At 59.8% G+C, this 25,845-nt stretch carries 26 protein-coding genes and 1 pseudogene; 16 read left to right on the forward strand and 11 right to left on the reverse strand.

Annotated elements, in window-relative coordinates:
- Positions 1 to 342 precede the first annotated feature (342 nt).
- Positions 343 to 732, forward strand: coding sequence for a DUF2794 domain-containing protein (locus MRBLMR1_RS26020; RefSeq protein ID WP_148147806.1), 390 nt, complete (start codon positions 343 to 345; stop codon positions 730 to 732).
- 30 nt (positions 733 to 762) lie between these two features.
- On the opposite strand, the gene MRBLMR1_RS26025 is transcribed toward MRBLMR1_RS26020, so the two are convergent.
- The 4 genes from MRBLMR1_RS26025 to MRBLMR1_RS26040 form a co-directional block, all read right to left on the reverse strand.
- Positions 763 to 1,320 (reverse strand): GNAT family N-acetyltransferase, encoded by a 558-nt coding sequence (locus tag MRBLMR1_RS26025; RefSeq protein ID WP_148147807.1) that lies wholly within the window; start codon positions 1,318 to 1,320, stop codon positions 763 to 765.
- 118 nt (positions 1,321 to 1,438) lie between these two features.
- Positions 1,439 to 2,176, reverse strand: a complete 738-nt coding sequence (locus tag MRBLMR1_RS26030; protein ID WP_148147808.1) for a Bax inhibitor-1/YccA family protein — start codon at positions 2,174 to 2,176, stop codon at positions 1,439 to 1,441.
- 331 nt (positions 2,177 to 2,507) lie between these two features.
- The gene (locus MRBLMR1_RS26035) at positions 2,508 to 5,051 is read right to left on the reverse strand and encodes an ABC transporter permease (protein ID WP_148147809.1); all 2,544 of its coding nucleotides are present in this window, start codon (positions 5,049 to 5,051) and stop codon (positions 2,508 to 2,510) included.
- Positions 5,048 to 5,779, reverse strand: a complete 732-nt coding sequence (locus MRBLMR1_RS26040; RefSeq protein ID WP_500066944.1) for an ABC transporter ATP-binding protein — start codon at positions 5,777 to 5,779, stop codon at positions 5,048 to 5,050. Before MRBLMR1_RS26040 ends, MRBLMR1_RS26035 begins: the two co-directional genes overlap by 4 nt.
- Before the next feature lie 55 nt (positions 5,780 to 5,834).
- Here MRBLMR1_RS26040 and MRBLMR1_RS26045 point away from each other — a divergent pair, with 55 nt between their 5' ends.
- The 4 genes from MRBLMR1_RS26045 (at position 5,835) to MRBLMR1_RS26060 (ending at position 7,965) form a co-directional block, all read left to right on the forward strand.
- A complete protein-coding gene (locus MRBLMR1_RS26045) occupies positions 5,835 to 6,485 on the forward strand; it encodes an arylesterase (protein WP_148147811.1) in 651 nt (216 codons plus the stop codon).
- Between the two features lie 69 nt (positions 6,486 to 6,554).
- Entirely contained in the window at positions 6,555 to 7,142 is a 588-nt protein-coding gene (gene thpR, locus MRBLMR1_RS26050; protein WP_148147812.1) for an RNA 2',3'-cyclic phosphodiesterase, read from the forward strand.
- Positions 7,143 to 7,172: 30 nt separating this feature from the next.
- Positions 7,173 to 7,475, forward strand: coding sequence for a 4a-hydroxytetrahydrobiopterin dehydratase (locus tag MRBLMR1_RS26055; protein WP_148147813.1), 303 nt, complete (start codon positions 7,173 to 7,175; stop codon positions 7,473 to 7,475).
- A 97-nt stretch (positions 7,476 to 7,572) separates the two neighbouring features.
- The gene (locus MRBLMR1_RS26060; RefSeq protein ID WP_148147814.1) at positions 7,573 to 7,965 is read left to right on the forward strand and encodes a YkvA family protein; all 393 of its coding nucleotides are present in this window, start codon (positions 7,573 to 7,575) and stop codon (positions 7,963 to 7,965) included.
- Between the two features lie 19 nt (positions 7,966 to 7,984).
- Here the strand turns inward: MRBLMR1_RS26060 and MRBLMR1_RS26065 are convergent, their stop codons facing one another.
- On the reverse strand, positions 7,985 to 8,545 hold the full coding sequence (locus tag MRBLMR1_RS26065) for a sigma-70 family RNA polymerase sigma factor (protein WP_148147815.1): 561 nt from the start codon (positions 8,543 to 8,545) through the stop codon (positions 7,985 to 7,987).
- A gap of 253 nt (positions 8,546 to 8,798) precedes the next feature.
- On the opposite strand from MRBLMR1_RS26065, the gene MRBLMR1_RS26070 reads away from it, so the two are divergent.
- On the forward strand, positions 8,799 to 9,302 hold the full coding sequence (locus MRBLMR1_RS26070) for an invasion associated locus B family protein (RefSeq protein WP_148147816.1): 504 nt from the start codon (positions 8,799 to 8,801) through the stop codon (positions 9,300 to 9,302).
- Between the two features lie 218 nt (positions 9,303 to 9,520).
- Positions 9,521 to 10,765 carry a dual-specificity RNA methyltransferase RlmN gene (gene rlmN, locus MRBLMR1_RS26075; RefSeq protein ID WP_148147817.1) on the forward strand — a complete coding sequence of 415 codons (1,245 nt, stop codon included), beginning with the start codon at positions 9,521 to 9,523 and terminating at the stop codon, positions 10,763 to 10,765.
- Between the two features lie 11 nt (positions 10,766 to 10,776).
- Here rlmN and MRBLMR1_RS26080 read toward each other — a convergent pair whose 3' ends face one another.
- Both MRBLMR1_RS26080 and MRBLMR1_RS26085 read right to left on the reverse strand, forming a co-directional pair.
- Positions 10,777 to 12,645, reverse strand: coding sequence for an FUSC family protein (locus MRBLMR1_RS26080; RefSeq protein WP_148147818.1), 1,869 nt, complete (start codon positions 12,643 to 12,645; stop codon positions 10,777 to 10,779).
- Positions 12,642 to 13,037 carry a MarR family winged helix-turn-helix transcriptional regulator gene (locus tag MRBLMR1_RS26085; RefSeq protein ID WP_500066945.1) on the reverse strand — a complete coding sequence of 132 codons (396 nt, stop codon included), beginning with the start codon at positions 13,035 to 13,037 and terminating at the stop codon, positions 12,642 to 12,644. Before MRBLMR1_RS26085 ends, MRBLMR1_RS26080 begins: the two co-directional genes overlap by 4 nt.
- A 263-nt stretch (positions 13,038 to 13,300) precedes the next feature.
- Between MRBLMR1_RS26085 and MRBLMR1_RS26090 the strand changes: the two genes are divergently transcribed.
- From MRBLMR1_RS26090 to MRBLMR1_RS26100, 3 genes are all read left to right on the forward strand, one after another.
- Positions 13,301 to 14,254 carry an ABC transporter substrate-binding protein gene (locus MRBLMR1_RS26090; protein WP_148147820.1) on the forward strand — a complete coding sequence of 318 codons (954 nt, stop codon included), beginning with the start codon at positions 13,301 to 13,303 and terminating at the stop codon, positions 14,252 to 14,254.
- Positions 14,255 to 14,323: 69 nt separating this feature from the next.
- Positions 14,324 to 15,235 (forward strand): ABC transporter permease, encoded by a 912-nt coding sequence (locus MRBLMR1_RS26095; protein ID WP_148147821.1) that lies wholly within the window; start codon positions 14,324 to 14,326, stop codon positions 15,233 to 15,235.
- Positions 15,232 to 16,026: an ABC transporter ATP-binding protein gene (locus MRBLMR1_RS26100; RefSeq protein ID WP_148147822.1), complete on the forward strand. Its 795-nt coding sequence runs from the start codon at positions 15,232 to 15,234 to the stop codon at positions 16,024 to 16,026. The genes MRBLMR1_RS26095 and MRBLMR1_RS26100 overlap by 4 nt, the downstream gene beginning before the upstream one ends.
- A 21-nt stretch (positions 16,027 to 16,047) precedes the next feature.
- Here MRBLMR1_RS26100 and MRBLMR1_RS26105 read toward each other — a convergent pair whose 3' ends face one another.
- Together MRBLMR1_RS26105 and MRBLMR1_RS26110 are read right to left on the reverse strand one after the other, a co-directional pair.
- Positions 16,048 to 16,689, reverse strand: a complete 642-nt coding sequence (locus tag MRBLMR1_RS26105) for a LysE family translocator (protein ID WP_148147823.1) — start codon at positions 16,687 to 16,689, stop codon at positions 16,048 to 16,050.
- Between the two features lie 71 nt (positions 16,690 to 16,760).
- Positions 16,761 to 17,618 (reverse strand): SDR family NAD(P)-dependent oxidoreductase, encoded by an 858-nt coding sequence (locus tag MRBLMR1_RS26110; protein WP_148147824.1) that lies wholly within the window; start codon positions 17,616 to 17,618, stop codon positions 16,761 to 16,763.
- Between the two features lie 102 nt (positions 17,619 to 17,720).
- Between MRBLMR1_RS26110 and MRBLMR1_RS26115 the strand changes: the two are divergent.
- The 3 genes and pseudogenes from MRBLMR1_RS26115 (at position 17,721) to MRBLMR1_RS26125 (ending at position 19,592) form a co-directional block, all read left to right on the forward strand.
- Positions 17,721 to 17,972, forward strand: a pseudogene (locus MRBLMR1_RS26115) (type II toxin-antitoxin system ParD family antitoxin).
- Positions 17,973 to 18,083: 111 nt separating this feature from the next.
- Positions 18,084 to 18,257 carry a type II toxin-antitoxin system RelE/ParE family toxin gene (locus tag MRBLMR1_RS26120; RefSeq protein ID WP_500066956.1) on the forward strand — a complete coding sequence of 58 codons (174 nt, stop codon included), beginning with the start codon at positions 18,084 to 18,086 and terminating at the stop codon, positions 18,255 to 18,257.
- 111 nt (positions 18,258 to 18,368) lie between these two features.
- On the forward strand, positions 18,369 to 19,592 hold the full coding sequence (locus MRBLMR1_RS26125) for an argininosuccinate synthase (RefSeq protein WP_148147825.1): 1,224 nt from the start codon (positions 18,369 to 18,371) through the stop codon (positions 19,590 to 19,592).
- 53 nt (positions 19,593 to 19,645) lie between these two features.
- Here MRBLMR1_RS26125 and MRBLMR1_RS26130 read toward each other — a convergent pair whose 3' ends face one another.
- Together MRBLMR1_RS26130 and MRBLMR1_RS26135 are read right to left on the reverse strand one after the other, a co-directional pair.
- The gene (locus MRBLMR1_RS26130) at positions 19,646 to 20,821 is read right to left on the reverse strand and encodes a multidrug effflux MFS transporter (RefSeq protein WP_148147857.1); all 1,176 of its coding nucleotides are present in this window, start codon (positions 20,819 to 20,821) and stop codon (positions 19,646 to 19,648) included.
- A 22-nt stretch (positions 20,822 to 20,843) separates the two neighbouring features.
- Positions 20,844 to 21,341, reverse strand: a complete 498-nt coding sequence (locus tag MRBLMR1_RS26135; protein ID WP_148147826.1) for a MarR family winged helix-turn-helix transcriptional regulator — start codon at positions 21,339 to 21,341, stop codon at positions 20,844 to 20,846.
- A gap of 158 nt (positions 21,342 to 21,499) precedes the next feature.
- Here MRBLMR1_RS26135 and MRBLMR1_RS26140 point away from each other — a divergent pair, with 158 nt between their 5' ends.
- The 3 genes from MRBLMR1_RS26140 to MRBLMR1_RS26150 all read left to right on the forward strand — a co-directional run bounded on the left by MRBLMR1_RS26140 (position 21,500) and on the right by MRBLMR1_RS26150 (position 25,782).
- Positions 21,500 to 23,587 carry a M3 family metallopeptidase gene (locus tag MRBLMR1_RS26140; RefSeq protein WP_148147827.1) on the forward strand — a complete coding sequence of 696 codons (2,088 nt, stop codon included), beginning with the start codon at positions 21,500 to 21,502 and terminating at the stop codon, positions 23,585 to 23,587.
- A gap of 112 nt (positions 23,588 to 23,699) precedes the next feature.
- Positions 23,700 to 24,794, forward strand: coding sequence for an ABC transporter ATP-binding protein (locus MRBLMR1_RS26145; RefSeq protein WP_148147828.1), 1,095 nt, complete (start codon positions 23,700 to 23,702; stop codon positions 24,792 to 24,794).
- Positions 24,795 to 24,822: 28 nt separating this feature from the next.
- Complete coding sequence (locus tag MRBLMR1_RS26150) at positions 24,823 to 25,782, forward strand: ABC transporter substrate-binding protein (RefSeq protein ID WP_148147829.1); 960 nt, start codon at positions 24,823 to 24,825, stop codon at positions 25,780 to 25,782.
- Positions 25,783 to 25,845 lie beyond the last annotated feature (63 nt).

Below are 25,845 nucleotides of genomic sequence, written 5' to 3' on the forward strand. Positions count from 1 at the left end.
TTCTGCCTTTTTTCAAAACAGGAAATCGTGCCCGGTCTTTGCCTGGCGCGAAACCGGCGGCCGTTTTTTTCGATGAGCTTGGAAAGTTGTTGGATGGCCCGGCCCGGAAACATTGGGGGGCTGGGGGTAAGGGTCAATGCACCTGACCGGGCCAATGGCGCTAAACGCGCCAACCAACAGCCGCAACATGTATGCCGATTTTGGCGCTGTTTTGTCCGAATTTAGGCAGATGAAAAAATCTGTCCCGGCGGGGGACGCTTGCTGCAGCCTTCTCGATGACTTGCATTTTTGTACGGGTCGGGCACACTGTCATACCAAAGACATGTAACGTTTGGAGCTTTGATGGCCGATCAGTCTGATTTGCCAGCGGGCGCGCGGCCCCAGGATGCGGCCGTTGTCGTCAGTCTCAGCGAATACAAGCGGAGCCTTGACCCTGTTCCAGTGACATTTCACCGGCGCGAGCTGGATGCCATTCTCTGGATTTACGGCCGCATGGTCGGTGAAGGCGAGTGGAAGGACTACGCGATCGATCATCTGAAGGATCGGGCAGTCTTTTCCATCTTCAAACGATCCGGTGAGATGCCGCTTTTCCGAGTGGAGAAAAATCCCAAGCTTGCCGGCAAACAGGGCGCCTATTCGGTGATCAGCACTAACGGCATGATTCTCAAACGGGGTCATGAACTGCAGCAGGTGCTGAAGGTTTTCGACAAGGCTTTGAAGCTGATCGATTGATGCGCAGCGATGGGTGCTTACGAGTCCGCGTTATCCCGCAAACAGCGTTCCGGGATAGGCTGCAAGATCCGGGTCGGTTTTAGTGCCTTCACCAAGCGAGACCTGCATCAGGACTGTATCCAGCCATTTCCCATGTTTGAAGCCCGTGCCTTTCAGCGTGCCGGTCATCTCGAAGCCGAGACTTTTGTGGACGGCAACCGAAGCGGGGCTGGCGCCGCCGATGACGGCTACCATCTGCCGGAAGCCGAGCGCTTCACAGCGGATCAGCAATTCCTTCAGCAGGGCCTTGCCGACGCCTTTGCCGCGGGCTTCGGGTGCGAGATAGATCGAATCCTCCACTAGCCAGCGATAGGCCGGGCGGGTGCGGAATGCTGAGGCATAGGCATAGCCGAGAAGGCTGCCGTCTTCCGCTTCCGCTGCGATATAGGGGTACCCTTTTTCGATGATGCCGGACTGGCGGCTGGTCATCTCGATCAGGTCGGGGGCAGTGATTTCGTAACTTGCAGTGCCGTTCAGCACGCTGTCACGATAGATTTCGGTGATGGCCGGAAGGTCGGCCGCAGTAGCATTGCGAATGGAAAATGTCATGGCGGGGAACAAGCGGGATGTTGGTTTGAAACTGTGTCCAGCCTAGGCTTGCTCAAAAAACCAGGCAACAAAAAAGGCGGCTCGAAAGCCGCCTTCTTAGTAACGATCACTCTTCCGCTTATTCGTCGCGGTTGCCCATGAACTGCAGCAGGAAGGTGAAGAGGTTGATGAAGTCGAGGTACAGGGTCAGTGCGCCCATGATGGCCATGCGGCCCGTCGTGGCGGAGTCGTGACCGTCCCAGTACATTTCCTTGATCTTCTGCGTGTCGTACGCGGTCAGGCCAGCGAAGATCAGCACGCCGATGGCGGAGATCGCGAAGCCCATTGCAGACGACTGTAGGAAGATGTTGACGATCGACGCGATGATCAGGCCGAACAGACCCATGATCAGGAACGAGCCGAGGCCGGACAGGTCCTTCTTCGTCGTGTAGCCGTAAAGCGACAGGGCGCCAAACGATGCTGCGGTGACGAAGAATGTCTGAACGATGCTCTGGCCGGTGAAGACCAGGAAGATCGAGGACAGCGAGAGACCCATCAGTGCGGCATAGACCCAGAAGGTCATCTGCGCAGCCGGAACGCTCATCTTGTTGATGCGGAAGCTCAGGAAGAACACCATGCCCAGCGGAGCCAGCATGATAACCCACTTGAGCGGACCGCCGTAAAGCGCCTGTGCAACGGCCGGGTTGGAGGCCGCGAATGCATAGGTGCCGTAAGCAGCAACACCGGTGATCGCAAGTCCGAGTGCCATCAGGTTGTAGACCCGAAGCATGTAGGCGCGCAGGCCTGCATCGATCATCTCACCGGACTGCGCACGGGACTGCGCCATTCGGTTCTGGTAGTTGTTGAAGTCAGCCATTGTTTCCTCTTTAAGCTCCGGAATTACTACGGTGTCGGGCCCCCTAATATATGACCCAGGCGCCGCTGCGGAGCTCCAGCAAGCCTGACGTAGAATATGATGCGAGATCGCTTTGCATACAAGGGGTTCGCCGCTGGAAAACATCAACTGCGCGTGTAATTTAGCAACCTCTGGGATATTATTGCGCGAATTCGACGGATATTTCCGGTATTTTGCAACCCCTGAGTGATCAGGGCGTTTTCACGCTTCTTCGAACCGCGAAACCGTCCTATCTCTTTGTTTTGGTGTAACCCCGGACACAAAGCCGGTTCTCGCTTATGCTGGAATGACCCTAGAGTTCCCGCAACACCGGAGCCGCCTTCTGGCCGAGAATGCGCCAGGTGCCAATAAGGCCGATACCGACCGTCAGAACCAGCGAGATCACAAGCGTGAGTACCGCGACGTCCGGCAGGAAGGAGGATGGCATGCGCATGATGCGGGCAACCACGAACCAAGCCGACAATCCGCCGGCAAGCAGTGCGAAGACCGCGGTCGCCGTGCCGAGGATCAGGTATTCGTAACCGAAGGCACGCATCAGCATGCGGCGCGTACCGCCGAGCGTCTTCAGCACGACCGCATCATGGGTGCGGGCTCGGTTGCCGGCGGCGAGCGCACCGGCCAGGACCAGAACCGACGCGACGAGCGCGACTGCCGCTGCCGCACGGATGGCGGTTGCAAGCTGACCGACCAGCTGATCGACCAGGTCGATCGCATCCTTGACCCTGACGCTTGTGATCGTCGGATAGGCCGTGGTTACTGTTCTCAGGATTTCGGCTTCCTTCGCTGCCGAAGCGGATGGCTCAGTCAAGGTTGCCAGCCAGGCGTGGGGTGCGCCGCGGAAGGTGTTGGGCGAAAAGACCATGACGAAATTGATCGAGAGCGATTCCCACTCGACATTGCGAAAACTGGCGATTTTTGCGGTAATGTTGCGGCCGAGAACATTGACGGTGACGGTGTCGCCGAGCTTCAGGCCAAGTTCGCCCGCCTCTTCCGCAGAGAAGGAGACGAGGGGTTCGCCGTCATAATCTTCCGGCCACCATTCGCCAGCGGTCAGCGTCGAGCTTTCCGGCTTGTTCTTCGCGTAGGTAATGCCGCGGTCGCCGCGCAGAACCCAGCGGCCTTCCGGCGGGACATTCATCTGGCTGACGTCCTTGCCATTGAAGGCGAGAATGCGCCCGCGCAGCATCGGAACCTCGAAGACCTTTCCTTCGGGAGCCTGCGTCTTCAACAGCTGCCGGAAGCCGTCGACTTCGGCGCTCTGGACGTCGACGAAGAAGAAGTTCGGCGCCCCTTGGGTGATGCGCCCGGTCAGCTGATTGCGCATGTTGCCGTCGATCAGCGCCAGTGTCACGAGCAGCGCGAGACCGAGGCCGAGCGACAATACGACTGATGGCGTCAGTGCGCCGGGGCGGTGAATGTTTCCGATCGCCAGGCGGAGGGCGGGCGAGTTGACTTGCGGGCTCCGTCGGGCAAGCGCCGCAATGCCGGCGGCGACCACTCGCAGCAGAAGGAAGGATCCGGCAACCGCGACAAGGAAGACGGAGGCGATGCGCCGGTCGTCGGCCCAGAAGATAGCCAGCGCCGCGAGTGCTGCGAGGGCCGCTCCGGCTGCGAGCAGATAGGGCCATGACGGCAGGCGCCTTGCCTCGAAACCCTGTTCACGGAACAGCGCCGTTGCCGGCACTTCCCGCGCGTGGCCGAGTGGCAGGATGGTGAAGGCGAAGGTGACGAGCAGGCCGAAGGCGGACGCTATCGCCAGAGCGCCGCCATAGATGGTTGCTTGTTCGGGAACGGGCAGCACGCCTTCGAGATAACGGAAGGCGATGAAGGGCGAGATCGCGCCGATCACGAGGCCGACGACAATTCCGATCGCGGCCAGAAGCATGATCTGGAAAAGATAGATCATCGTCACGACCGAGGCCGGAGCGCCGAGGCATTTGAATGTGGCGATGGTCGTCCGTTTGGCATCGAGGAAAGCGCGCACCGCATTGGCGATGCCGACGCCGCCTACGATGAGAGCCGTGAGGCCGACAAGCGTGAGGAATTGCGAGAAACGGTCGATATTTTCGGCAAGCGAAGGCGCGGCGCGATCGCTGGTGCGCATCGACCAGCCGGCATCGGGGAAATCACGGTTTGCGCGGGTGACGATTGCGGATCGGGTCGAGGGGTCTTCGAGACGAATCTTGTAGGAATGCTCGACAAGGCTGCCGATGGTGATCAGGCCGGATGCGGCGACGGCATCTCCGCTGATCATCAGCCTTGGTGCAAAACCGAAACCGTCGGACAGGGCGTCGGGCTCATTGACGATCGTGCCTTTAAGCACAAGGCGGGTATTTCCCAGAAGGAGTTCGTCGCCGACCGAAAGGCCCAGCCGCTCCAGAAGCAGCGGCGCGGCGACGGCACCGAAGGTATTTCCCTGTTGTGCCAGAAGCTGGTCAATCGGCTGCTGCGGATCGGTCTGCATCTGCCCGTAGAGCGGGTAAGCGCCGTCGACTCCCTTGACCTCGACCAGCGCCTGGCCGGAGCCGTCCGGCATCCGCGCCATCGAGCGCAAGCCGGACGAGACGCTAACTTCACCGAGGCCATCAAGGAAGGCACGTTCCTTTTCGCTGGCTTCGCGGTTGTTGAGTTCGAAGCGGATGTCGCCGGCGAGCAGTGCCTGGCCCTGATTGGCAATTGCACCGGTGATCGCCGTCGAGACGGAATTGACGGTCGCGATCGCTCCGGTTCCAAGTGCGATACAGGCGAGGAAGATGTAGAAGCCGCCGAGACCGCCGCGCATTTCGCGCAGCGCCAGACGGAAGGCGATGGAGATACGGGCGATCGCCGCACTCATGCCGACACCGCCTGACCGGCGGTGCGGGCGGCGCTATCCTCGACGATTTCGCCGGATCTTACGCGGATCTGGCGCGAGCAGCGAGCCGCAAGACTGTTGTCGTGGGTGACGAGAAGCAGCGTCATGCCGCGCTCGGCCTGCTTTGAAAACAAAAGATCGGCGATCTGCCTTCCTGTTTCGGTATCGAGATTACCGGTCGGCTCGTCGGCGATCAGCAGCGCGGGCGAGGGGGCGAGCGCACGGGCGATCGCCACGCGCTGCTGTTCGCCACCGGAAAGCTGGCCGGGATAGTGGCTGAGCCTTTCGCCCAGGCCAACCGCCGTCAATTCGCGCCTGGCAATGTCGAAGGCGTCGGAAACGCCGGCGAGCTCCAGCGGCACGGCGACGTTTTCCAGCGCCGTCATGTTGGCGATCAGATGAAAGGACTGGAAGACGATGCCGATGTTGCGGCCGCGGAATTCTGCCAGCACATCCTCGGAAAAGCTGTGAAGGGGTTCGCCCTTGATGAAGATTTCGCCGCTGTCCAGCCGTTCGAGACCGGCCAGAACCATCAGCAGGGTCGATTTGCCGGAACCGGACGGGCCGATGATGCCGACGGCTTCGCCGGCTGCGATCGTCAGGTCGATGCCTTTCAGTACATGGACGGAGGCTGCAGCGCTTCCGAGAGTGAGGTCGGCATTTTTGAGGTCGATAACGGTTTCAGTCAAAGCGAATAACCCTATATCCATGGAGTAGTGCCGGGCTTTTGCTGCAGCGCAGTTGTAGAAATCTAGGAGACGTGAGTTGAGTTTTAAAGCAAGCCTTCTTCACTTCATCGTCATGGTTGCTCTCTTTGCCGGCTCAGGTTCGGCCAAAGCGCAGGAGAAGGCGATCAATCTGGTTGGTTTCGGCGACAGCCTGATGGCCGGATATCAGCTCGCGCCCTCGGAATCCTACACGGCCCAGCTGGAGGCGGCGCTGAAAGCCAAGGGGCTGAATGTGATGATTACCAATGCGGGCGTTTCGGGTGATACGACTTCCGGCGGCCTTTCGCGCATCGACTGGTCGGTTCCGGACGGGACGGGCGGCGTCATTCTCGAACTCGGCGCCAATGATGCGCTGCGCGGCATTGCGCCCGAACAATCGGAAAAGAACCTCGATGCCATGCTGACGCGGCTGAAGGAACGCGGCATCAAGGTTCTCCTGGCCGGCATTCTGGCGCCGCCGAATATGGGGGGCGACTATGCGGAAAAGTTCAATCCGATCTACAAAAGGCTCGCCGAAAAACATGCCGTGCCGGTCTATCCATTCTTTCTCGACGGGGTCACGACCGTGCCGGGCATGCAGCTCGAAGACGGAATGCATCCGAACGCAAGGGGCGTGGCCGTGATGGTCGAGCGTACTCTCCCCATGGTGGAATCATTTTTAGGGGAGATCAGTTCAGCCACAAAATAACAACTTGCACGGAACGAGATTGCGTGTTCCGCTATTGATATCTGCTAGAGATTCGAGGAGGTTCTGCGTATGCCGAGACTTTTCACCGCCCTCGAAGTCCCGCGCCATGTTGCCTTGAGCCTGTCCCTCCTTCGGGGTGGAATACCGGGCGCGCGATGGATCGACGTCGAGAATTATCATATCACCCTGCGCTTCATCGGCGATGTCGACAACCGTACCGCCGACGAGATCGTTGATCGGCTGGACCGGATCGACCGGCCCGAATTCCAGGCGCAACTGACAGGTATCGGCTCTTTCGGATCAAAAAAACCGCATTCGATCTGGGCTGGTGTTTCCATGTCTCCGGACATGCTGGCGTTGCAGGCCGAAATCGAGCGGATCTGCCAGCGGATCGCACTGCCGCCCGATCCGCGCAAGTTCATGCCGCATGTGACACTTGCAAGATTGAAGCACTGCCGTCTCGACGACGTGGTGCACTACCTCTCGGGCCGGGGCAATTTTCATACCGCGCCGTTCAAGGTCTCGCGTTTCGTGCTCCTGTCTTCAAAGGAGTCAGTCGGCGGAGGTCCATATGTGACCGAAGAGATCTTTTCCTTGAGGGATGACAGTTACGCCTACGAATATAGTGACGCGGAAACGGCGAAGAGCTATTTCTAAGAGAGCTGTTTCTGGAAGGGCGTTGCGCCCATGAGTTACGAATTGCTGGAACCGGACGAGGTCAGCCGGGAGTTGGTCAAGCTCGAAGGCTGGGAGCTTTCGGCGGATGGTCTTGCTATTCGCAAATGCTTCAAATTCCGATCTTTTGCCGAGGCATTCGGTTTCATGACAGAATGCGCGTTGGCTGCGGAAAAGCTCGATCATCATCCCGACTGGAGCAACAGTTATTCCCGCGTGGATGTCAAATTGACGACGCATGCGAGGAAGCAGTTGACCGACCGTGATTTCCGCCTCGCCGCAATGATGGACCAGGCCTGGGGGCGGCGCCTTTGAAAGGCCGCTGCCTTTGAGATACTGGCGCCTTTGAAAGACCATTGTCGCTCTCCATATAGAAAACGTGAAATCGATGAAGGTCTCCAACGGAGCGCTCATGGACGACGTAAAGATCGGTGAAATTCTCCTGCCCGGCGACGATGACACCCAGGATCGTCGCGAAAAGCAGGTGCGTGCAAAATTCTGGCCGACGCTGAAGCGGGCGGTGAAGTTCGTGCCGTTCAGCCGGGATTTGGTGGCTGCCTATTACTGCGCTGTCGATCCTAAGACACCGACCAGAGTGCGTGGTGTGCTTCTGGCGGCACTCGCCTATTTCGTGCTGCCCTTCGATCTGGTGCCGGATATGTTCGTCATGGTCGGCTTTACCGATGACGTCGCGGTACTGGCGGCGGCGCTGAGATTGATACAGGGCCATATCGCCGATCGCCATTATGACGCGGCGGATCAGGTTCTCGCCGACGATCCCGATATCGCAAAAGCTCGGGCATGATCTGGGGCCAGATGCAGTCTTACGGCGGCACCGCGTCTTCGAGCGCGCGGCGCAAATGCCGGAACGCAAGCCGGATGCGGGATTTCACCGTGCCGAGCGGAAGACCGGTAGCCTCGGCAATTTCTGTGTGAGTTTGGCCGAGGAAAAAGGCGGCCTTGACCAGTTCCATCTGTTCGCCCGGTATCCTACTCAGCGCCTCACGCACCCGTGCGTCGCGTTCTTTGACTTCGACAAGCAAGTCGGTCGCCTGCATATCCATCATCTGCCACTGCGCATCACCGAGCGCATCCTTGCCCTTGGCGCGCCGCTGCGCATCCAGGCGGCGATTGCGCGCGATGCGGTACAGCCAGGTAGAAAGCGAGGATTTTTGCGGGTCGTAGAGGGACGCACGATGCCAGAGTACGGTCATCACTTCCTGGACAAGCTCTTCCGCTTCATCGACGGGAATTCGCTGGCTCATCAGCCAGGTTTTCAATCGGGGCGCAAAGTGATCGAAGAGCACGCCAAAGGCTGCCTGATCACGCTCCATGGCGACAGCCCTGGTCAAGCGCGCAAAGTAGTCCCGATCGTCACCCTGCATCCAAACTACGCAATTCTTTCAAAGCCTAGATTCGCATCTATGCAACCATACTAATGTCATTGCGTGAGTTTGGAAGAGGACAAACTGTTGCCCTATTCCTTGTGTCATTGACAGCACATTACAGCGAGCGCGCAACCAATTCCAATGTTGACGGATTGGTAACCAGAATTAAGTCAAAATGAACCAGATCATGGCCCGCTTCACCCACCCTTACCGTTGAAGCGTCACGTATAACAAAACTCGGCAGGAAACCATGTCCGCACGCACAGTCGCACTCGCCCTTGCTCTTACCTTCGTAAGCGCAAGCATCGCCTCGGCTCAGACGCCGACCCGCATCCAGCAATTCAAGGCATGGGGTGCCTATTCGTACAAGTCCGGCAACAGCACGGTCTGCTATGTCCTTTCCGTTCCGACCACCAAGGAACCTGCCAGCGTCGATCACGGTGACATTTTCTTCATCGTGTCGCAACGTCCGGGCCAGAGCGTTTCCTATGAGCCGCAGGCAATGGTCGGTTATCCGCTGCAGGCCAATTCGAAGGTGACGGTCACCATCGACGGCAAGAATTTTACCATGTTCACCAAGGAAAAGGCTGCCTGGGTCGAGAATGCGGCGGAAGAGCCGGCACTCGTCAACGCGATGAAGACCGGCCACAATATGAGCGTCAGCGCCGTTTCCGGCCGTGGCACGAAAACCAATTACGCCTATTCTCTGCAGGGCATTTCGGCTGCACTGAAGCAAATCGAAACCTGCAAGTAAGCGGCACGCCGTCGATTTAAGCGGAGGCCGGTCGTTCGACCGGCCTTTCGTGTTTGTTGAAGACAGGGTGACGCCGGCCTATTTTGATGCTAAAGCCCGCGCCAACATGGTCGGGCCTGATGTTGCCACGACCGATACAGGTTTCACGCACAGACATGCCCCAGCCCTTCCGCCTACCTAAGCGGTGGCGATGTGCATGTGCTCGAACGGGATAGAATATGTCAGTCACAGAGGCCATTGCCCCCGGTGCCATCGCCAAGAAGCCGCTGGTTGCCAATCCGGATCTTTTCACATCCAAGCCCTCGCTGATCGGCCTGACGCGGCCGCAGATGGCGAAAGCCCTGCATGAGAAGGGCGTGCCGGAAAAGCAGCTGCGCATGCGCGTCAACCAGCTGTGGCACTGGCTCTATATCCGCGGCGTCTCCGATTTCGATGCGATGACCAATGTCGCCAAGGACATGCGTGAGATGCTGAAGGAGCATTTCACTATTGCCCGCCCGGAAATCGTCGAGGAGCAGATCTCGAATGACGGCACCCGCAAGTGGCTGTTGCGCTTCCCGTCGCGCGGTGCCGGTCGTCCGGTCGAGATCGAGACCGTCTATATTCCGGAAGAAGGCCGCGGCACGTTGTGCATTTCCAGTCAGGTCGGCTGCACGCTCACCTGTTCCTTCTGTCACACCGGCACGCAGAAGCTGGTGCGCAACCTGACGGCGGAAGAAATCCTGTCGCAGCTTCTGTTGGCGCGCGATCGTCTGGGCGATTTTCCGGGCGCCGACACGCCGCCGGGCGCTTTCGTTCCGACAGGCGACCGCAAGGTCACCAATATCGTGATGATGGGCATGGGCGAGCCGCTCTACAATTTCGAGAGCGTCAAGACCGCGCTGCTGATCGCTACCGATGGTGACGGTCTGTCGCTGTCGAAGCGTCGCGTGACATTGTCGACTTCGGGTGTCGTGCCGGAAATCTACCGGACGGGCGAAGAGATCGGCGTCATGCTGGCGATTTCGCTGCATGCGGTGCGCGACGAGCTGCGCGATATGCTGGTTCCGATCAACAAGAAATATCCGCTGAAGGAACTGCTCGACGCCTGCCGCGCCTATCCGAGCCTGTCGAATGCCCGCCGCATCACCTTCGAATATGTGATGCTGAAGGACGTCAATGACAGTTTGGAAGACGCCAAGCTGATGGTTCAGCTGTTGAAAGGCATTCCGGCGAAGATCAACCTCATCCCGTTCAACCCGTGGCCGGGCACCAACTACCAGTGCTCCGACTGGGCGACGATCGAAAAGTTCGCAGATTTCATCAATGCGGCAGGTTATGCTTCCCCGATCCGCACGCCGCGCGGTCGCGATATTCTCGCTGCCTGCGGCCAGCTGAAGTCGGAATCTGAACGCATGCGCAAGACCGAGCGTCTGGCCTTCGAGGCGATGATGATCGCCGGCCACGGTGAGGACGACGACTGAGCCTTTTGGGCTCAGCCAGCCCGGCGAAAGAAATCCTGATTGGCCGCGACGAGAGCGGCCGTCTCGCTCAATCGGCTGGCATCTTGCGGATATGTCGCCTGCAGTTTTGCTGCTGCCCTCTTGAAAGCTCTCACGACACGATCGGGTTTTCGTGACAGGTGGGCAACGCTTAACAACGTTGCGCGAAGCGCGCGTTTCGAGCCGGCATCAACGTCAGGCTCCTCCATCATGCTGCGGATTGCGTGTAGACTGTTTCCGATGAGCAGAGTTCCCATGCCGCCATTCACGGCAAAGTCTCCTCCGTTTCCGCTGCGTTCGCTCCAGCGAACGAGCGTGACAAGGCGATGATAGATGCGCATGCGCCAATGCAGGTGGCGCCCGGGCTTGTCGAATGCGCCCCCGGCTATGGCGGTCAGCTCATGCACCATCAGCCTGATGACGAAATCCAGCCGGCGGCGGGTGTCGACGGGCAGGGCGACGAAGGCGAGATAGGCGCTGACCGGGCCGAGCAGGACAGCGGAGGCCTGCAACAGTACATGACCAAGCTCAGGATCCGCCGGCACGGTCGGATTCATCATCAGCAGGTAAATGAGATTGTATTCCATGCCAGCCAGTCCGACGCGGCGATGAGCCATGACGAACATGCCGAGAAGGATCAGAGGCATTGTAAGCAGGGCGGCGATAGTGACGCTGCCTGCCATAGGTAAAATGAAGAGATGAGCCAGCACTGCAGCTAGGGCACCACTGATCGAGCCTCCGACGACCCAGCGCATTTGCAGACCGGGATTCGGGAAGGTCGAGAAGACCGAGGTCATAATTGCTGCGCCCATGACCATGTAGGGTCCGAGTGCCCAGCCCGTGAGGATCCAAACCAGCCCGGTTGCCGCAACTGCGCTCATTGATCTGAATGCCGCATAACGGGCACCTATCCAGTCGTGATGCGGAAGCGGAAGCCGGCGGCGATCCGCCAGCGGACCAATCGTTGCCGCTGTTCGGTTCGCCCGCTGCCAGAGCGGCGCCAATGCTTTCAACAGGTTTGCCTGATACGGTTTATCCGCCTCTAGTTCGTCTGCCATCAGTTGCAATCGTTCGGGTATGTCATTCTGCTCGAGGGGTGTCATCCGTACACCTTCAGGACTTGGATGGCTTGGCGATTGTGTATCCAGAAGCAGTTCAGTGAGAGCGGATAGGAGACTGCGGATGTCCCGGGCTTTTCGGCGAACGCCAATCGAACCGGCAGATGCGATGTCGAGGTTTTCATCCAGTGCAGCAATTTCCAGAATCAGGCGTGTGCGTTCGGCCTTGTCGCTTGCTCCCGCGGCTATATGGTCGAGGCAGTCGTACATGACGGTTTTCACACGCTTGGAAATGTCGACTGGCTGAGGCTTGGGAGAAAAGACCAAGGCGACGATCGTACCCACCGTGCCGCCGAGGCAGATTGTTGCTATCCGATCGATCGCGAGCAGTAAAAGCGAGCTTTCGTGGCCGTAGCCGAGGAGTGCTACCATCGCCGCGGAATAGCCGGCGAGAAGACTGACATAGGACGCGGGGCCTGTAATCAGGTTCCCGATCCCTGAACACAATCCAAGCCAGAGCAAAAGCCCGATGATGATGCCAAGCGGATCATTGCCGGCCAAAACCATAAGGCCGACACCTGCCAGCGCACCGGCGATGGTGCCTACGACACGGGCCAGGCTCCGCTCCAGCCGCTGGCCCTGTGTCGGCAGGGCAGTAATCCAGACAGTCATCGCTGCCCATTGCGGATGATCAAGGCCGATGAGAGTGCCGATCACCAGCGCCAAGCAGGCTGCGATCGCTGTGCGCGCGGTGAAGCGTAACCGGGCCGGGTCGATATCGAACATGGCGGAAAGCGCTCTCATGATTGAGTCTTCATTCCGGCTTTAGCCTTCTCCATTTTCTCCTCGACGCGTTCGCAGATGTGCAGCATGGCTGCAATGTCCTCGTCGCTGAAATCGTCGAGCAGGTCTTTTTCCAGCGCCACGAGCTGTGCGCGGATGGCACAGGCCGTCTTCCTGCCTTCTTCGGTGAGATGGAGCCTGCGTGCGCGGCGGTCGTCCGGATCGATCCGGCGTTCGAGAAGGCCGCGTTTCGACAGGATATCGATCAGCCGCACGAGGCTGGATTCGTCGAGGCCGGAAGTGGCGGCGAGTTCCTTCTGAAGCAGGCCGTCACCCAGCCGGTGCAGGTAGATCAGCGGTGTCCAGCTGGCGTCCGTCAGGCCGCTTTCCGCCAGCTTTTCATCGATGAACATGCGCCACCTTCTGGCAAACACGACAACGGTGCCGCCGAATACGGCTTTTGGATCATTTGATTTTCTGTGCATTCAAATTATTTGGATTAAAAGTATTTTTCACGCAAGCGAATTTGCCGACTTGGTGTGATGCAATTGTTGCATGGCTGCCGAAAGCAGGTGTCGGTGTGTCGCGGATCAGTCGCTGCGGTCAGGTGTTTGTTGATTTCGGCTGCCCGGCTCCCTAAGAAGCCAAAAAGCTAAAAATCGCCCGGAGGAAACCTATGCGCGCTTTCATTCTTGCCCTTGCTGCAGCGACGGCTCTCGCCATGCCTGCAAAAGCTGCCGACGTTACCGTCGCCGTGACGGCGATCGTCGAACATCCTGCACTCGATGCCGCTCGTGACGGCGTGAAGGCAGCACTGGCCGAGGCCGGCTACAAGGACGGCGAGAACCTGAAGTTCCTGTATGAGTCCGCGCAGGGCAATCCCGGCACGGCCGCGCAGATCGCCCGCCAGTTCGTCGGCGAAGAGCCGAGCGTCATCGTGCCGATCTCCACGCCTTCGGCCCAGGCCGTCGTTTCGGCAACTCGCGATATTCCGGTTGTCTTTACTGCGGTTTCCGATCCGGTCGGCGCGCAGCTGGTCAAGGATGTGGCAAAGCCCGGTCGCAACGTCACCGGTCTTTCGGACATGTCGCCGGTTGCCGAGCATATCAAGCTGATCAAGGAAATCTCGCCGAACGCGAAGTCGATCGGTTTCCTTTACAACACGGCTGAAACCAACTCGGTTTCGATCCTCGCGGCGTTGAAGGAAGAAGCTGCCAAGAACGGCATGACGGTGGTGGAATCGGTTGCGACAAAGTCCGCTGAAGTGCAGGGCGCTGCCCGCGGTCTCGTCGGCCGCGCCGATGTCTTCTACATCCCGACCGACAACACGATCGTTTCGGCTTTCGAGGCAGCTGTCGGTGTTGCCGAAGAAGCCAAGATCCCGCTTTATGCCGCCGATACCGGCTCGGTCGATCGTGGTGCCGTTGCCGCTCTCGGCTTCAACTATTACGATGTCGGCAAGCAGACCGGCGCGATCGTTGCCCGTATCCTCAAGGGTGAGGCTCCCGGCGATATTCCGGTGACCGTTGCTGTCGGTACCGATCTCGTTATCAACAAGGGTGCAGCCAGCCGCATGGGCGTTACGCTGCCTGAGGCCATCGTTTCGCGTGCCACGCGCACGGTCGAATAAGCCGCCTTTCATCAACGCACCGGATGATACCATCGTCATCCGGTGTGACCGACGACCAACCGGCGCGCTATGCGACGGATAAAAGGGGAGCACGACAAGGTGCTTAGTCAGATCGCCTTCTGGGGCGCAGTGGAACTCGGGCTGGTTTTCGCCTTTGTCGCCATCGGTGTATTTCTTGCCTTCCGCGTGCTCGATTTTCCCGATCTCACAGTCGACGGATCGTTTCCGCTCGGTGCAGCGGTTGCTGCCGTGCTGATTACCGTTGGCATCAATCCGTGGCTTGCAGCCTTGGCCGCCATGCTGGCCGGTGCCGCCGCCGGTACGGTGACGGCGTTTCTCAACGTGCGTTTCCGCATCCTCAACCTGCTTGCCTCGATCCTGACGATGATCGCGCTCTTCTCCGTCAATCTTCGGGTGATGGGCAAGCCGAACGTGGCGCTGATTAATGCCGACACGATGCTGAGCCCATTCTTCGGCCTTGGCCTGCGTGAGGTCTATGTGCGCCCGCTCTTCGTCGGCGTGCTGGTGGTGATTGCGGTCATCGCGGTATGGCGCTTTCTCGAAAGCGATGCCGGGCTTGCGATGCGCGCGACCGGCGCCAACCCGCGCATGTCTCGCGCTCAGGGCATCGATACGAGCTGGCAGGTCTATCTCGGGCTTGCGCTTTCCAATGCGCTTGTGGCGCTGGGCGGCGCGCTGTTTGCGCAGACCAACGGCTTTGCAGATGTCACCTCCGGTGTCGGCACGATCGTCGTCGGCCTTGCCGCCGTCATCATCGGCGAGACGCTGTTTGGCGCACGAGGCATTCTTCTGGCGCTGATCGGCTGCGTCGTCGGCTCGATCCTCTATCGTATCGCCATTCAGCTGGCCCTGTCGACGGATGCGCTCGGCCTCAAGGCTTCCGACCTCAATCTCGTCACCGCCGTCCTGGTGGCCGTGGCGCTCGTTCTGCCGCGCCTGCGCCGGGGAGCCTCGTCATGATCGATCTTAGCAATATCCATGTCACCTTCGGCAAGGGCACGCCGCTGCAGAAGGAGGCGCTCAAGGGCGTCAATCTGACGATCGAGGAAGGTTCCTTCGTGACCGTGATCGGCTCCAACGGTGCGGGCAAGTCGACCCTGCTCGGCGTTCTTGCCGGCGACGTGCTGGCGAGCGAAGGCAAGGTAATGATCGGAAATACGGATGTGACGCGCAAGTCGACATCCGCGCGTGCCGGTCTGGTCGCCCGCGTGTTCCAGGATCCGCTGGCGGGCAGCTGTGGCTCCTTGTCGATCGAGGAAAATCTTGCTCTTGCGGCACGCCGTGGCGAGATCCGCGGCCTGCGCTCGGCGCTCGGCCCGCGCCGCCGCGAGCTCTTTCGCGAGCGGGTTGCCGAACTTAATCTGGGGCTTGAAAATCGGATGAAGGACCGCATGGATCTTCTCTCCGGCGGTCAGCGCCAGGCGGTGTCGCTGGTCATGGCGACGATGGCTGGTTCGGATGTGCTTCTGCTCGACGAGCATACGGCGGCGCTCGATCCGGGCATGGCGGAGTTCATCATGAAGCTTACCCAGCGCGTCGTCTCGGAGCGCAAGCTGACGACGCTGATGGTGACGCATTCGATGCGTCAGGCCCTGGATTTCGGCCACCGCACGATCATGCTGCATGGCGGCGAGATCATTCTCGATGTCAGCGGCGATAGCCGCAAGGACCTGCAGGTCGAGGACCTGATCGCCATGTTCCGCAAGATGCGTGGCGAGACGCTGGACGACGACGCGCTGCTGATCGGCTGACGCTGGTCAGCGCGTCATTTGTCAGCGCGCCTGTGTGAAGAAGATTTTTGCCGCGAAGATCGAGAAGACGCCGGCAAAGGTGTAGTCGATGCCGCGCAGGACTTTCGGATTGGCCTGCAGCCAGTTTGAAAGCCTGTCTGCAGCCAGCACGACGATGACGTTGATCGGCATGCCGATGGCGATGAAATAAAGCCCGAAGAAGATCAGCTTTCCGGTGACATGCGGATCCTGCGCCGAGACGAATTGCGGCAGGAAGGTCATGAAGAAGATGATGACCTTGGGGTTGAGGATGTTGACCCAAAAACCGAGCGACATGCTGGCGAGTGCGCTGCTTTGCGGCCGCTCGACCTTTTCGACCGAGAGGCTGGAGCCGAAACGGATTGCCTGGATGGCCAGCCAGAGAAGATAGGCCGCACCACCGGTTTTCAGGATGAAGAAGGCTGTCGGCGAGGCGGTGATCAGCGCCGAGATGCCGAAGGCCACCAGAAGTGTGTGGCAGACGATGCCGAAGTTCGTTCCGAGCACGACAAGCAGCGCCGTCTTGCGGCCTTCGCTGATCGCGCGGCTGATCGACAATGTCATGTCCGGCCCCGGCGTGATCGACAGGAGAAGACCGGCGGCGGTGAAGGCAATAAGGGTCGGCAGGCTCGGCAGGAATTCCATGGTCGTTCTCGAAAGCCGGAGGATCGTCGATCCCGTTTATCCGGCTTTCGAGCCCATGCCAATTCGATCAATCAACGGTTGTTGATGAATTGTTTTGATGCGTCGGCAAAGTCCGGGTGCCAGCGGGAAAGCGGCGGGCGGTTTTCGATCACGTCGCCGATCGCCCAGGCCATGCGGCGCTCGTCTGTGGCGCGATCGACATCGTTGTCGGGGCAGAGAATGTAGAAGTCGCCGCGACCGAGGCTTTCCATCATGAACTCGACCGTCTGTTCCGAGGTCCATGCGCCTTCCGGCTTTTCCGTCCGGCCATTGGCTGCAAGCGGGGTGAAGACGAAGCCGGGGATCAGAAGGTGCGCCGAAACCTGGCAGCCTTCGGTGTTGCGTAGCTCGTGCTGCAACGCTTCCGTGAAGGTTTTTACGCCGGATTTGGAGACGTTGTAGGCGGGGTCTCCCGGTGGCGTGGTGATGCCCTGTTTAGAGCCGGTATTGATGATCAATGCCGGTTCGCCATGGGCGATCATCGCGGGGCCGAAGATGCGGCTGCCGTTGACGACGCCCATCAGGTTGACGGCGAGCACGTTTTCCCAGTTCGCCTGCGGGCCGAAAATGCTGCTGCCGGGCTGGATGCCGGCATTGTTCATCAGCACATGGACGCGGCCGAAACGCTGGATGATGGCCCGCTCAAGCGCTGCGATCTCGTCCGGCTTCGACACATCGGTGCCGATCGCCGCGACATCGTGTTCGCCGCCTTCGGCAAGTGCCGTCACTTCGCGACAGGCCTCGACGAGCTTTTCCCCCTCCAGATCGACAAGCACGACGGATAGGCCCTGCCGAGCAAACTCCTTGGCCGCTGCAAGCCCGATGCCGGAAGCGGCTCCGGTGATGACGGCGACATTGTCCTTTTTCAGAGCGGGATGAGTAACGGTCATGGGTCGGTCTCCTCTATGACGCTGCTGTTCAAAGGTCCGGGGGGATATGGTATCTATCGCTACCCCGTCAACATGACGGGATATTGAAGCGGAGCCAAGCCGATGGGCGAGATCATATCGATCAGGGTGGATGAAGAAACGGCCGCCTATGTCAAGAAGCAGGTGGATGACGGACGTTATGCTTCCGAAAGCGAAGTGATCGAAGAGGCGCTGAGGCTTCTGAAGTAAAGCGAAGAGGACGAGATCGAGGCGCTTCGGGCCGCGATTGATGAAGGCGAGGCTTCGGGAGAGCCGCAGCCGTTCGATTTCGGTGCTTTCATCGAGCGCAAAAGGGCTCAGCGCACACAACGATGAAGGCACTTGTCTTCTCGCCAAAGGCCGAAGCCGATATCGACGAAATCTACGACTACGGAAGAGCATTGGGGCTTCGAGAAGGCCGAAGCCTATACTTTCGAACTCCGGGATGTGTGCCGAATGCTTGCGGAAGGGGTTCGATCCGGCCGCATGATGCCGGATCTGAAACGAAACTATCTCGCGCTGTCCTTCAGATCTCACGTCGTTATCTACCGTCAGACAGATACGCACCTCACAATCATCCGCATCCTTCACCAGCGGATGAACGTGCGGCGTCATCTCTGACGCTGTTTCTCCGGGTTTTCCTTGCACGGCCCCAGAAACTCGCTAAAAACTTCGGCGATCCAATTTCGGCGGATTTGTCTCCGCCGCCACCCGCAGACGGACATATTCATCATGGCACTCCCGAAAGACGTAAAGAAGGTCGTCCTCGCCTATTCCGGCGGTCTCGACACCTCGATCATCCTGAAATGGCTGCAGACCGAACTCAACGCTGAAGTCGTGACCTTCACGGCCGACCTTGGCCAGGGCGAAGAGCTCGAGCCTGCGCGCAAGAAGGCCGAGATGCTGGGCATCAAGGAAATCTTCATTGAGGATGTCCGCGAAGAATTCGTCCGTGACTTCGTTTTCCCGATGTTCCGCGCCAATGCCGTTTATGAAGGCGTCTATCTGCTTGGCACGTCGATCGCCCGTCCGCTGATCTCCAAGCACCTGATCGAGATCGCCAAGAAGACCGGCGCCGATGCGATCGCGCACGGCGCGACCGGTAAGGGCAACGACCAAGTTCGTTTCGAAATGTCGGCCTATGCGCTGAACCCGGATATCAAGATCATCGCTCCGTGGCGCGACTGGACGTTCAAGAGCCGTACGGATCTTTTGAACTTTGCCGAACAGCACCAGATCCCGGTTGCCAAGGACAAGAAGGGTGAAGCGCCGTTCTCCGTCGATGCCAACCTCTTGCACTCGTCTTCCGAGGGCAAGGTTCTCGAAGATCCGGCCGTCGAGGCCCCGGAATACGTGCATATGCGCACGATTTCGCCGGAAGCCGCTCCCGACCAGGCAACCACGATCAAGATCGGCTTCAACAAGGGTGATGCCGTCTCGATCAATGGTGTCGCCATGTCGCCGGCAACCCTGCTGGCCCAGCTCAACAACTACGGTCGCGACAACGGCATCGGCCGTCTCGATCTCGTTGAAAACCGCTTCGTCGGCATGAAGTCGCGTGGCGTCTACGAGACCCCCGGCGGCACGATCCTGCTGGCTGCTCACCGCGCAATAGAATCGATCACGCTCGATCGCGGCGCTGCTCACCTCAAGGATGAGCTGATGCCGAAATATGCCGAGCTAATTTATTACGGCTTCTGGTTCTCGCCGGAGCGCGAAATGCTGCAGGCCCTGATCGACAAGAGCCAGGAACATGTCGAAGGCGAAGTGACGCTGAAGCTCTACAAGGGCAATGTCATGGTGATCGGCCGCGAAAGCGCCAAGTCGCTCTATTCCGACCAGCTCGTCACCTTCGAAGACGATCACGGCGCCTACGACCAGAAGGATGCAGCCGGCTTCATCAAGCTCAATTCGCTGCGCCTGCGCACGCTCGCCAAGCGCAACCAGCTGAAATAATCGGGTTTACCGATTTATCCGATCAGGCCCCGCTGTCATCGCAGCGGGGTTTTTTATTGCCGGCGGCTGATGAAGTGATGGGCGAGATAGGCCGTGACCGCCGTGAATTCCATCACCGGGATGATCGTGCCGAATGAGGTGAGCGGGTTTGCGAAAGAGGCAGCCACCAGCCCGCCGAGAAAGCCGCCGCCCATCTGGATAAAGCCCATCAGTGCGGAGGCTGAGCCTGCGACCTTCGGAAATGCGGCGAGGCCGGAGGTGACGACATGCGGCGTCAGAAAGGCGATGCCGAAGGTGCAGATGCCGACCGGGACCATGATCGACAGGAATGTCGGATCGAGCAGGTGTACGGACAACAGCATCAGGAAGCCGCCTGTTCCGCAGAAGCCGATGCCGATCGCAACCGCGGCGGGACCGGATACGCGGCCGGAGATCATGCGCAGAGTGATCGAACCCGTCAGGTAAGAGCCGGTCTGCGCCAGCATGCCGAGGCCGAATTGCGTCGGGCTGAGGCCGACCACATCGATCAGGACAAAGGGCAGCATGGTGCCCTGGGCATAAAGCGCGCCGATCGAGCCGCCGAGAATGAGCGAGGGAAAGAGAAAGCGCAGGTCGGTGATCAGGCCGGCATAGGTTTTTACCAGCGTGACGGGCCGCAGGCGCGACCGGTCCGGAACGGCTGTTTCCTTGAGCGCAAAGACGCAGGTCAGCAATGCGCTCGCGCCGAAGGCGATCATCAGCAGGAAGATCGACTGCCAGCCGAAGGCGGAAAGGGCAAGTCCGCCGATGGTCGGTCCGAGCGCTGGACCGATCGCCAGAATGATGCCGATCATGTTCATGATCCGCGCGGCCTGTATGCCGAGAAACTGGTCGCGAACGGCGGCACGGGCAACGGTGACGCCGACCGAAGCGCCGATCCCCTGGATCAGTCGTCCTGCGAGGATCCAGTCGACGTCGATCGCCATGGCTGCGATCAGCGAGCCCAGAACATAGATCGTCAGGAAGGCAATCGAGGCTTTTCTCCGGCCATAGGCATCGGAAACGGGGCCGGCGAGCAACTGGGCTAAGGCGAAGCCGCCGAAATAAAGCGAGAGCGACAGCTTGATGGCGGATTCCGTCGTGCCGAAAGCGCGAACCAGTTCCGGCATGGCGGGTGTGTAGACCGCCATCGACACTGGCCCGATTGCAGTCAGAAGCGCACCGATGACGCTCGTGCGCCGCTCCGTCATGATTGTCGGGCGGGCGGCGGTATCAGCGTCGCTCATCGGCACCCGTTGGAGCGGGAGGAGAGGTCTCCTGGAGATTCCTGTTCACCGCGGAAAGCGACGCTTCCAGTTGGCTTTTTGCCTCCAGAGACAGGCCGGATGTCGCATGGTCGAGAATGACGTGGAGCTCGGCGCGGATCCTGCGGATCATGTCATCCGACGTATTTGTCAGGGCAATCCGCTTGGCGCGCCGATCGGCTGCGCATTTATGGCGCTCGATCAGACCAAGTGTCTGCAATTTGTCGAGATAGGTGCAGAGCGTCATCGGCTCGACGCTCATCTGCGAGGCAATATCGAGCTGCCGGCTGCCTTCATGATCGGCGATGTGTATCAGCGCCCTTGCCTCGCCGGGGGTGAGGCCCAGCCCTGCCGCGTTGATGCGATTTTCAAACGCCGTTCGCAATGCACGCGCGGTATCGACGATCAACAGACCCAGGATATCGCCTTGCGGCACATCATGGGAGATTTTGACTGGAAGGCTCATAAGGTTGACTTACTATCTTTCCGCGTGGCCGCAAACGGAAAAGCTCGCCGCCGCGTGGAACGACTGCGTGAAGCTTCGCTTTGTCGTACTTGATCCAGACACTCGACAACCTATCCTGTAGACCAGAAACAAATCAGAATCGCAGAAGGATTTCCCTTATGGCCAACGCTTCCGTCAACCGTGCCCTTGTCGATTGGAGCGGGCATGAAGGCCTGCCGCGGTTCGATCTCGTGAAAGACGAGGATTTCGCTCCCGCTTTCGAGGTGGCTCTGGCAAGCCACGAGGCGGAGATCGACGCTATCGCCAACAATCCGGAAGCGCCTAGCTTTGAGAACACCGTCGTGGCGCTGGAAATTGCCGGTGACGAGCTTTCCCGCGTCTCCTCCCTGTTCTGGGGCAAGGCCGGCGCGCATACGAACGAGACGATCCAGGCGCTGGAGCGGGAAATCGCGCCGAAAATGTCACGGCATTATTCGAAGATCGGCACCAATGCCGCTCTTTTCGGTCGCATCGATGCTTTGTGGGAAAAGCGGGCGGAGCTTGGCTTGACGCTCGAGCAGGAGCGGGTGCTGGAGCGCCACTGGAAAGGCTTCGTCAAATCGGGTGCCAAGCTTGAGAAGCCCGAGCAGGACCGGCTTTCTTCGATCGGCGAAAAGCTTGCCGGTCTCGGTGCGCAGTTCGGCCAGAATGTTCTCGGAGACGAGAAGGAATGGTCGTTGAAGCTGACCGACGAGGCCGAGCTGGAAGGCCTGCCGGATTTTCTGCGCGATGCGATGGCTGCTGCCGCCAGGGATCGCGGCGAGGCCGACGGCTATATGGTGACGCTGTCGCGCTCGATCATCGAGCCGTTCCTGACATTCTCGGCCCGGCGCGACCTGCGCGAGCAGGCGTTCAAGGCCTGGGTGGCGCGCGGTGAAAACGGTGGTGCGCGGGACAATGTAGCGATCGTTCGCGAGACGCTAGCGCTGCGTGCGGAAAAGGCAAAGCTTCTGGGTTATGAAAACTTTGCGGCCCTGAAGCTCGACAACACGATGGCAAAGACCGCCGACAACGTGAACGACCTGCTGCACAAGGTCTGGGACAAGGCGCGTTCCAAGGCGCTGGAAGAAGAAGCAAGCCTCGGCAAGCTGGTGGCGGAAGAGGGCAAGAACCACCCGGTCATGCCGTGGGACTGGCGTTATTATGCCGAGAAGCTGCGCGAGCGGACCTTCTCCTTCTCCGAATCCGAGCTTAAGCCCTATCTGCAGCTGGAAAAGGTCATCGAAGCCTGTTTCGATGTTGCCAAGCGGCTGTTCGGCGTGACGCTGGCCGAGCTGAAAGGCATTGCCGCCTATCATCCGGATGTGCGGGTGTTCGAGCTGCGCGACGAGAGCGGTGCGCTGAAGGCACTGTTCCTCGGCGATTATTTCGCCCGGTCCTCCAAGCGGTCCGGCGCGTGGATGAGTTCGTTCCAGTCGCAGCACAAACTGCCATTGAAGAATGGTGCTAAGGGCGAGCTGCCGATCATCTACAATGTCTGCAATTTCGCCAAGCCGGCGGAAGGCAAGCCTGCTCTGCTTTCGCTCGATGACGCCCGCACGCTCTTCCACGAGTTCGGCCATGCGCTGCACGGCATGCTCTCGGATGTGACCTATCCGTCCGTCTCCGGAACGAGCGTGTCGCGCGATTTCGTCGAACTGCCGTCGCAGCTTTACGAACACTGGCTGACGGTGCCGGAAATCCTCGAAAAATATGCGGTGCATTACGAGACCGGCAAGCCGATGCCGAAGGAGCTGCTCGACAAGGTTCTGGCGGCGCGCACCTTCAATGCCGGTTTCGCGACGGTCGAGTTCACCTCGTCGGCACTGGTCGACATGGCGTTTCACACGCGGGCTCCTGCGGATGATCCGATGGCGGTGCAGGCCGAAATCCTGTCGGAACTGAAAATGCCGGCCTCGCTCGTCATGCGCCACGCAACGCCGCATTTCCAGCACGTGTTTTCCGGAGAGGGATATGCGGCCGGGTATTACTCATACATGTGGTCGGAAGTGCTGGATGCGGATGCATTCTCGGCCTTTGAAGAGGTCGGCAATGCCTTCGATCCGGTGATGGCGCGCAAGCTCAAGAACAACATCTATTCTGTCGGCGGCTCGATCGATCCGGAAGTCACCTACAAGGCTTTCCGCGGCAAGCTGCCTGATCCGACGGCGATGCTGAAGAAGAAGGGATTGGCGATGGTGGCTGAGCTTTCGGGCGGTGACGCCTGATCTTATCCCGCTCTTCGCGAACAACTGTCATCTTGGTGTCATAAAAATGTAACCCGCCTGTCATGCAGGCTGACTATGGAACCGGCATCATCTTCTGCCGACGCCGGTTCCCATGACAATTGATAGCCTTGCACGCAACGTTGCCGTATCGACGGCCGGACTGGAGCTGCACTATGGTGCAACGCCGGTGCTGAAAGGCATCGATGTGGCGCTGGGGCAGGGCAAGACGCTGGCGCTTCTCGGTCCTTCCGGTTGCGGCAAGACCACGCTCCTGCGGTTGGTGGCCGGGCTTCTGGCGCCAAGCAAGGGTTCCGTCTCGATCGCCGGCCAGGTGGTTGCCGATGCCACGAGCGGTGCATTCGCGCCGCCGGAAAAGCGCAATCTCGGCATGGTTTTCCAGGATTACGCGCTCTGGCCGCATATGACGGTCGGCGGCAATGTCTCCTTTCCGCTCAAGATGCGCGGCATCGGTCGCGCCGAGCGCGAGCAACGCACCATGCATGCGCTGGAGCGCGTCGGGCTTTCCGCCTATGCCGCTCGCCGGCCGAGCGATCTTTCAGGCGGTCAGCAGCAGCGCGTGGCGATCGCGCGGGCGATCGTCGCTGAGCCGCAGCTTATCCTGTTCGACGAGCCGCTTTCCAATCTCGACCGCGAATTGCGCGAAAACATGGTTGGCGAACTGGCGGAACTGATCGCCTCGCTCGGCCTCACCGCCATCTATGTCACCCATGATCACTCGGAAGCGCTGACGCTTGCCGATCAGGTCGCCGTCATGCGCGGCGGGTTGATCGAACAGCTCGCGAGCCCGGACGAACTGGTGGCGCAGCCGGCGACCCCCGAAGTTGCGGACTTCCTGCGACTGGGTGGCATTGCCGAGTTGCAAAACCGCGATGCCTGCTGGTTCTTCGGAAATAGCGACGTCGCCCTGATGCGCGCCGATCAAGGCCCGTCCGGCTCGCGTAGCATTCTCATTCCCGTGTCGGCGATCACGCCCGGCGAAATCCAGCCGGATCGAGTGGCCGCCAGCGTGTTGCGCTCGCAGTTCCGGGGCGACGGGCATCTGGCAACCGTCTCGTTGATCGGTGCCGATCAGGTCGAGCTGCAGGTCCTGAGCCGCCACAAGCTGAAGCCCGGCGATGGCGTCGGTCTTTCCATCGATCTCGACCAGATCCGCTGGTTCGAAAATCCAGTTCATCCGCATCCATAAGCATTCACCCCAACAGGAGTTTTGGGACATGTTCAAGTCGTTGAAGAGCATTACACTTGGCGCCGTTGCCGCCGTCCTGATGGCCGGTGTCGCGCATGCCGACATCACCGTCTACACCGCCGGCCCGCAGAGCCTGATCGACAAGATGTCGGAAGGTTTCACCAAGGAAACCGGCATCAAGGTCAATGTCTTCCAGGCGACCACCGGCAAGGTCATGGCCCGTATCGAAGCGGAAGCATCGAACCCGGTCGTCGACGTTCTGATCTCGGCTTCCTGGGATACCGCGACCGACTTCGAAAAGCGCGGCTGGCTGGTCAAGTATTCCAGCCCCAACGCTGCCAAGGTTCCGGATTTCCTCAAGTCCGACTATGCCGTCGCACAGGGCATCTCGGCTCTCGGCATTGCCTGGAACACCAAGAGCGGCACGCCTAAGCCGTCCGAATGGGCTGACCTGACCAAGCCGGAATACAAGGACATGGTCAACATTCCCGACCCGGCACAGTCCGGCTCGTCCTTCGAACTGACGGCTGCCCTTGCCGGCCAGGACGATTTCAAGCTGTTCAAGGATCTGCAGGCAAACGGCGCGATCATTGCCGGTGCCAATGCCGAAGCGCTGAACCCGGTTCTGCAGGGTGCCAAGGCTGCCGTCTTCGGCGCGGTCGACTACATCACGCTTGCCGCCGCCAAGAAGGGTGAAAGCGTCGAGGTCGTCTTCCCGGCTTCCGGCACTGTCATTGCACCGCGTCCGGCGATGATCCTCAACTCGTCCAAAAACCAGGACGAGGCCAAGAAGTTCATCGACTACATGCTGTCCGACGCCGGCCAGAAGATGGTTGCCGCCCAGATGCTGATGCCGGCCCGCTCCGACGTTGCTGCCGATCGTCCGCTGATCAGCGACCTGAAGCTCCTGAAGTTCGATAACGCTGCCGTTTACGGCAAGCGCAAGGAAACGCTCGGCGAGATCACCAAGATCTTCGGCGGCAAGTAATTCTCTTTGCGGCGCCGCCAGCCTTCGGGCAGGCGGCGCTGTTTTGTTTTGAACGTCGCGCAT

This window comes from Neorhizobium sp. LMR1-1-1.1 (assembly GCF_040675795.1).
GTDB classification, from domain to species: Bacteria; Pseudomonadota; Alphaproteobacteria; order Rhizobiales; family Rhizobiaceae; genus Neorhizobium; species Neorhizobium cellulosilyticum.

Coding starts and splice junctions, on each gene's coding strand:
- MRBLMR1_RS26030 (WP_148147808.1), bottom strand. CDS start 2,176: ATGGCTGACTTCAACAACTACCAGAACCGAATGGCGCAGTCCCGTGCG.
- MRBLMR1_RS26090 (WP_148147820.1), top strand. CDS start 13,301: ATGCGCGCTTTCATTCTTGCCCTTGCTGCAGCGACGGCTCTCGCCATG.
- MRBLMR1_RS26055 (WP_148147813.1), top strand. CDS start 7,173: ATGAGTTACGAATTGCTGGAACCGGACGAGGTCAGCCGGGAGTTGGTC.
- MRBLMR1_RS26040 (WP_500066944.1), bottom strand. CDS start 5,779: ATGGATATAGGGTTATTCGCTTTGACTGAAACCGTTATCGACCTCAAA.
- MRBLMR1_RS26135 (WP_148147826.1), bottom strand. CDS start 21,341: ATGAGCCTTCCAGTCAAAATCTCCCATGATGTGCCGCAAGGCGATATC.
- MRBLMR1_RS26150 (WP_148147829.1), top strand. CDS start 24,823: ATGTTCAAGTCGTTGAAGAGCATTACACTTGGCGCCGTTGCCGCCGTC.
- MRBLMR1_RS26020 (WP_148147806.1), top strand. CDS start 343: ATGGCCGATCAGTCTGATTTGCCAGCGGGCGCGCGGCCCCAGGATGCG.
- MRBLMR1_RS26060 (WP_148147814.1), top strand. CDS start 7,573: ATGGACGACGTAAAGATCGGTGAAATTCTCCTGCCCGGCGACGATGAC.
- MRBLMR1_RS26065 (WP_148147815.1), bottom strand. CDS start 8,545: ATGCAGGGTGACGATCGGGACTACTTTGCGCGCTTGACCAGGGCTGTC.
- MRBLMR1_RS26140 (WP_148147827.1), top strand. CDS start 21,500: ATGGCCAACGCTTCCGTCAACCGTGCCCTTGTCGATTGGAGCGGGCAT.
- thpR (WP_148147812.1), top strand. CDS start 6,555: ATGCCGAGACTTTTCACCGCCCTCGAAGTCCCGCGCCATGTTGCCTTG.
- MRBLMR1_RS26035 (WP_148147809.1), bottom strand. CDS start 5,051: ATGAGTGCGGCGATCGCCCGTATCTCCATCGCCTTCCGTCTGGCGCTG.
- MRBLMR1_RS26095 (WP_148147821.1), top strand. CDS start 14,324: ATGCGACGGATAAAAGGGGAGCACGACAAGGTGCTTAGTCAGATCGCC.
- MRBLMR1_RS26025 (WP_148147807.1), bottom strand. CDS start 1,320: ATGACATTTTCCATTCGCAATGCTACTGCGGCCGACCTTCCGGCCATC.
- MRBLMR1_RS26100 (WP_148147822.1), top strand. CDS start 15,232: ATGATCGATCTTAGCAATATCCATGTCACCTTCGGCAAGGGCACGCCG.
- rlmN (WP_148147817.1), top strand. CDS start 9,521: ATGTCAGTCACAGAGGCCATTGCCCCCGGTGCCATCGCCAAGAAGCCG.
- MRBLMR1_RS26080 (WP_148147818.1), bottom strand. CDS start 12,645: ATGAGAGCGCTTTCCGCCATGTTCGATATCGACCCGGCCCGGTTACGC.
- MRBLMR1_RS26070 (WP_148147816.1), top strand. CDS start 8,799: ATGTCCGCACGCACAGTCGCACTCGCCCTTGCTCTTACCTTCGTAAGC.
- MRBLMR1_RS26085 (WP_500066945.1), bottom strand. CDS start 13,037: ATGTTCATCGATGAAAAGCTGGCGGAAAGCGGCCTGACGGACGCCAGC.
- MRBLMR1_RS26130 (WP_148147857.1), bottom strand. CDS start 20,821: ATGACGGAGCGGCGCACGAGCGTCATCGGTGCGCTTCTGACTGCAATC.
- MRBLMR1_RS26145 (WP_148147828.1), top strand. CDS start 23,700: ATGACAATTGATAGCCTTGCACGCAACGTTGCCGTATCGACGGCCGGA.
- MRBLMR1_RS26110 (WP_148147824.1), bottom strand. CDS start 17,618: ATGACCGTTACTCATCCCGCTCTGAAAAAGGACAATGTCGCCGTCATC.
- MRBLMR1_RS26125 (WP_148147825.1), top strand. CDS start 18,369: ATGGCACTCCCGAAAGACGTAAAGAAGGTCGTCCTCGCCTATTCCGGC.
- MRBLMR1_RS26105 (WP_148147823.1), bottom strand. CDS start 16,689: ATGGAATTCCTGCCGAGCCTGCCGACCCTTATTGCCTTCACCGCCGCC.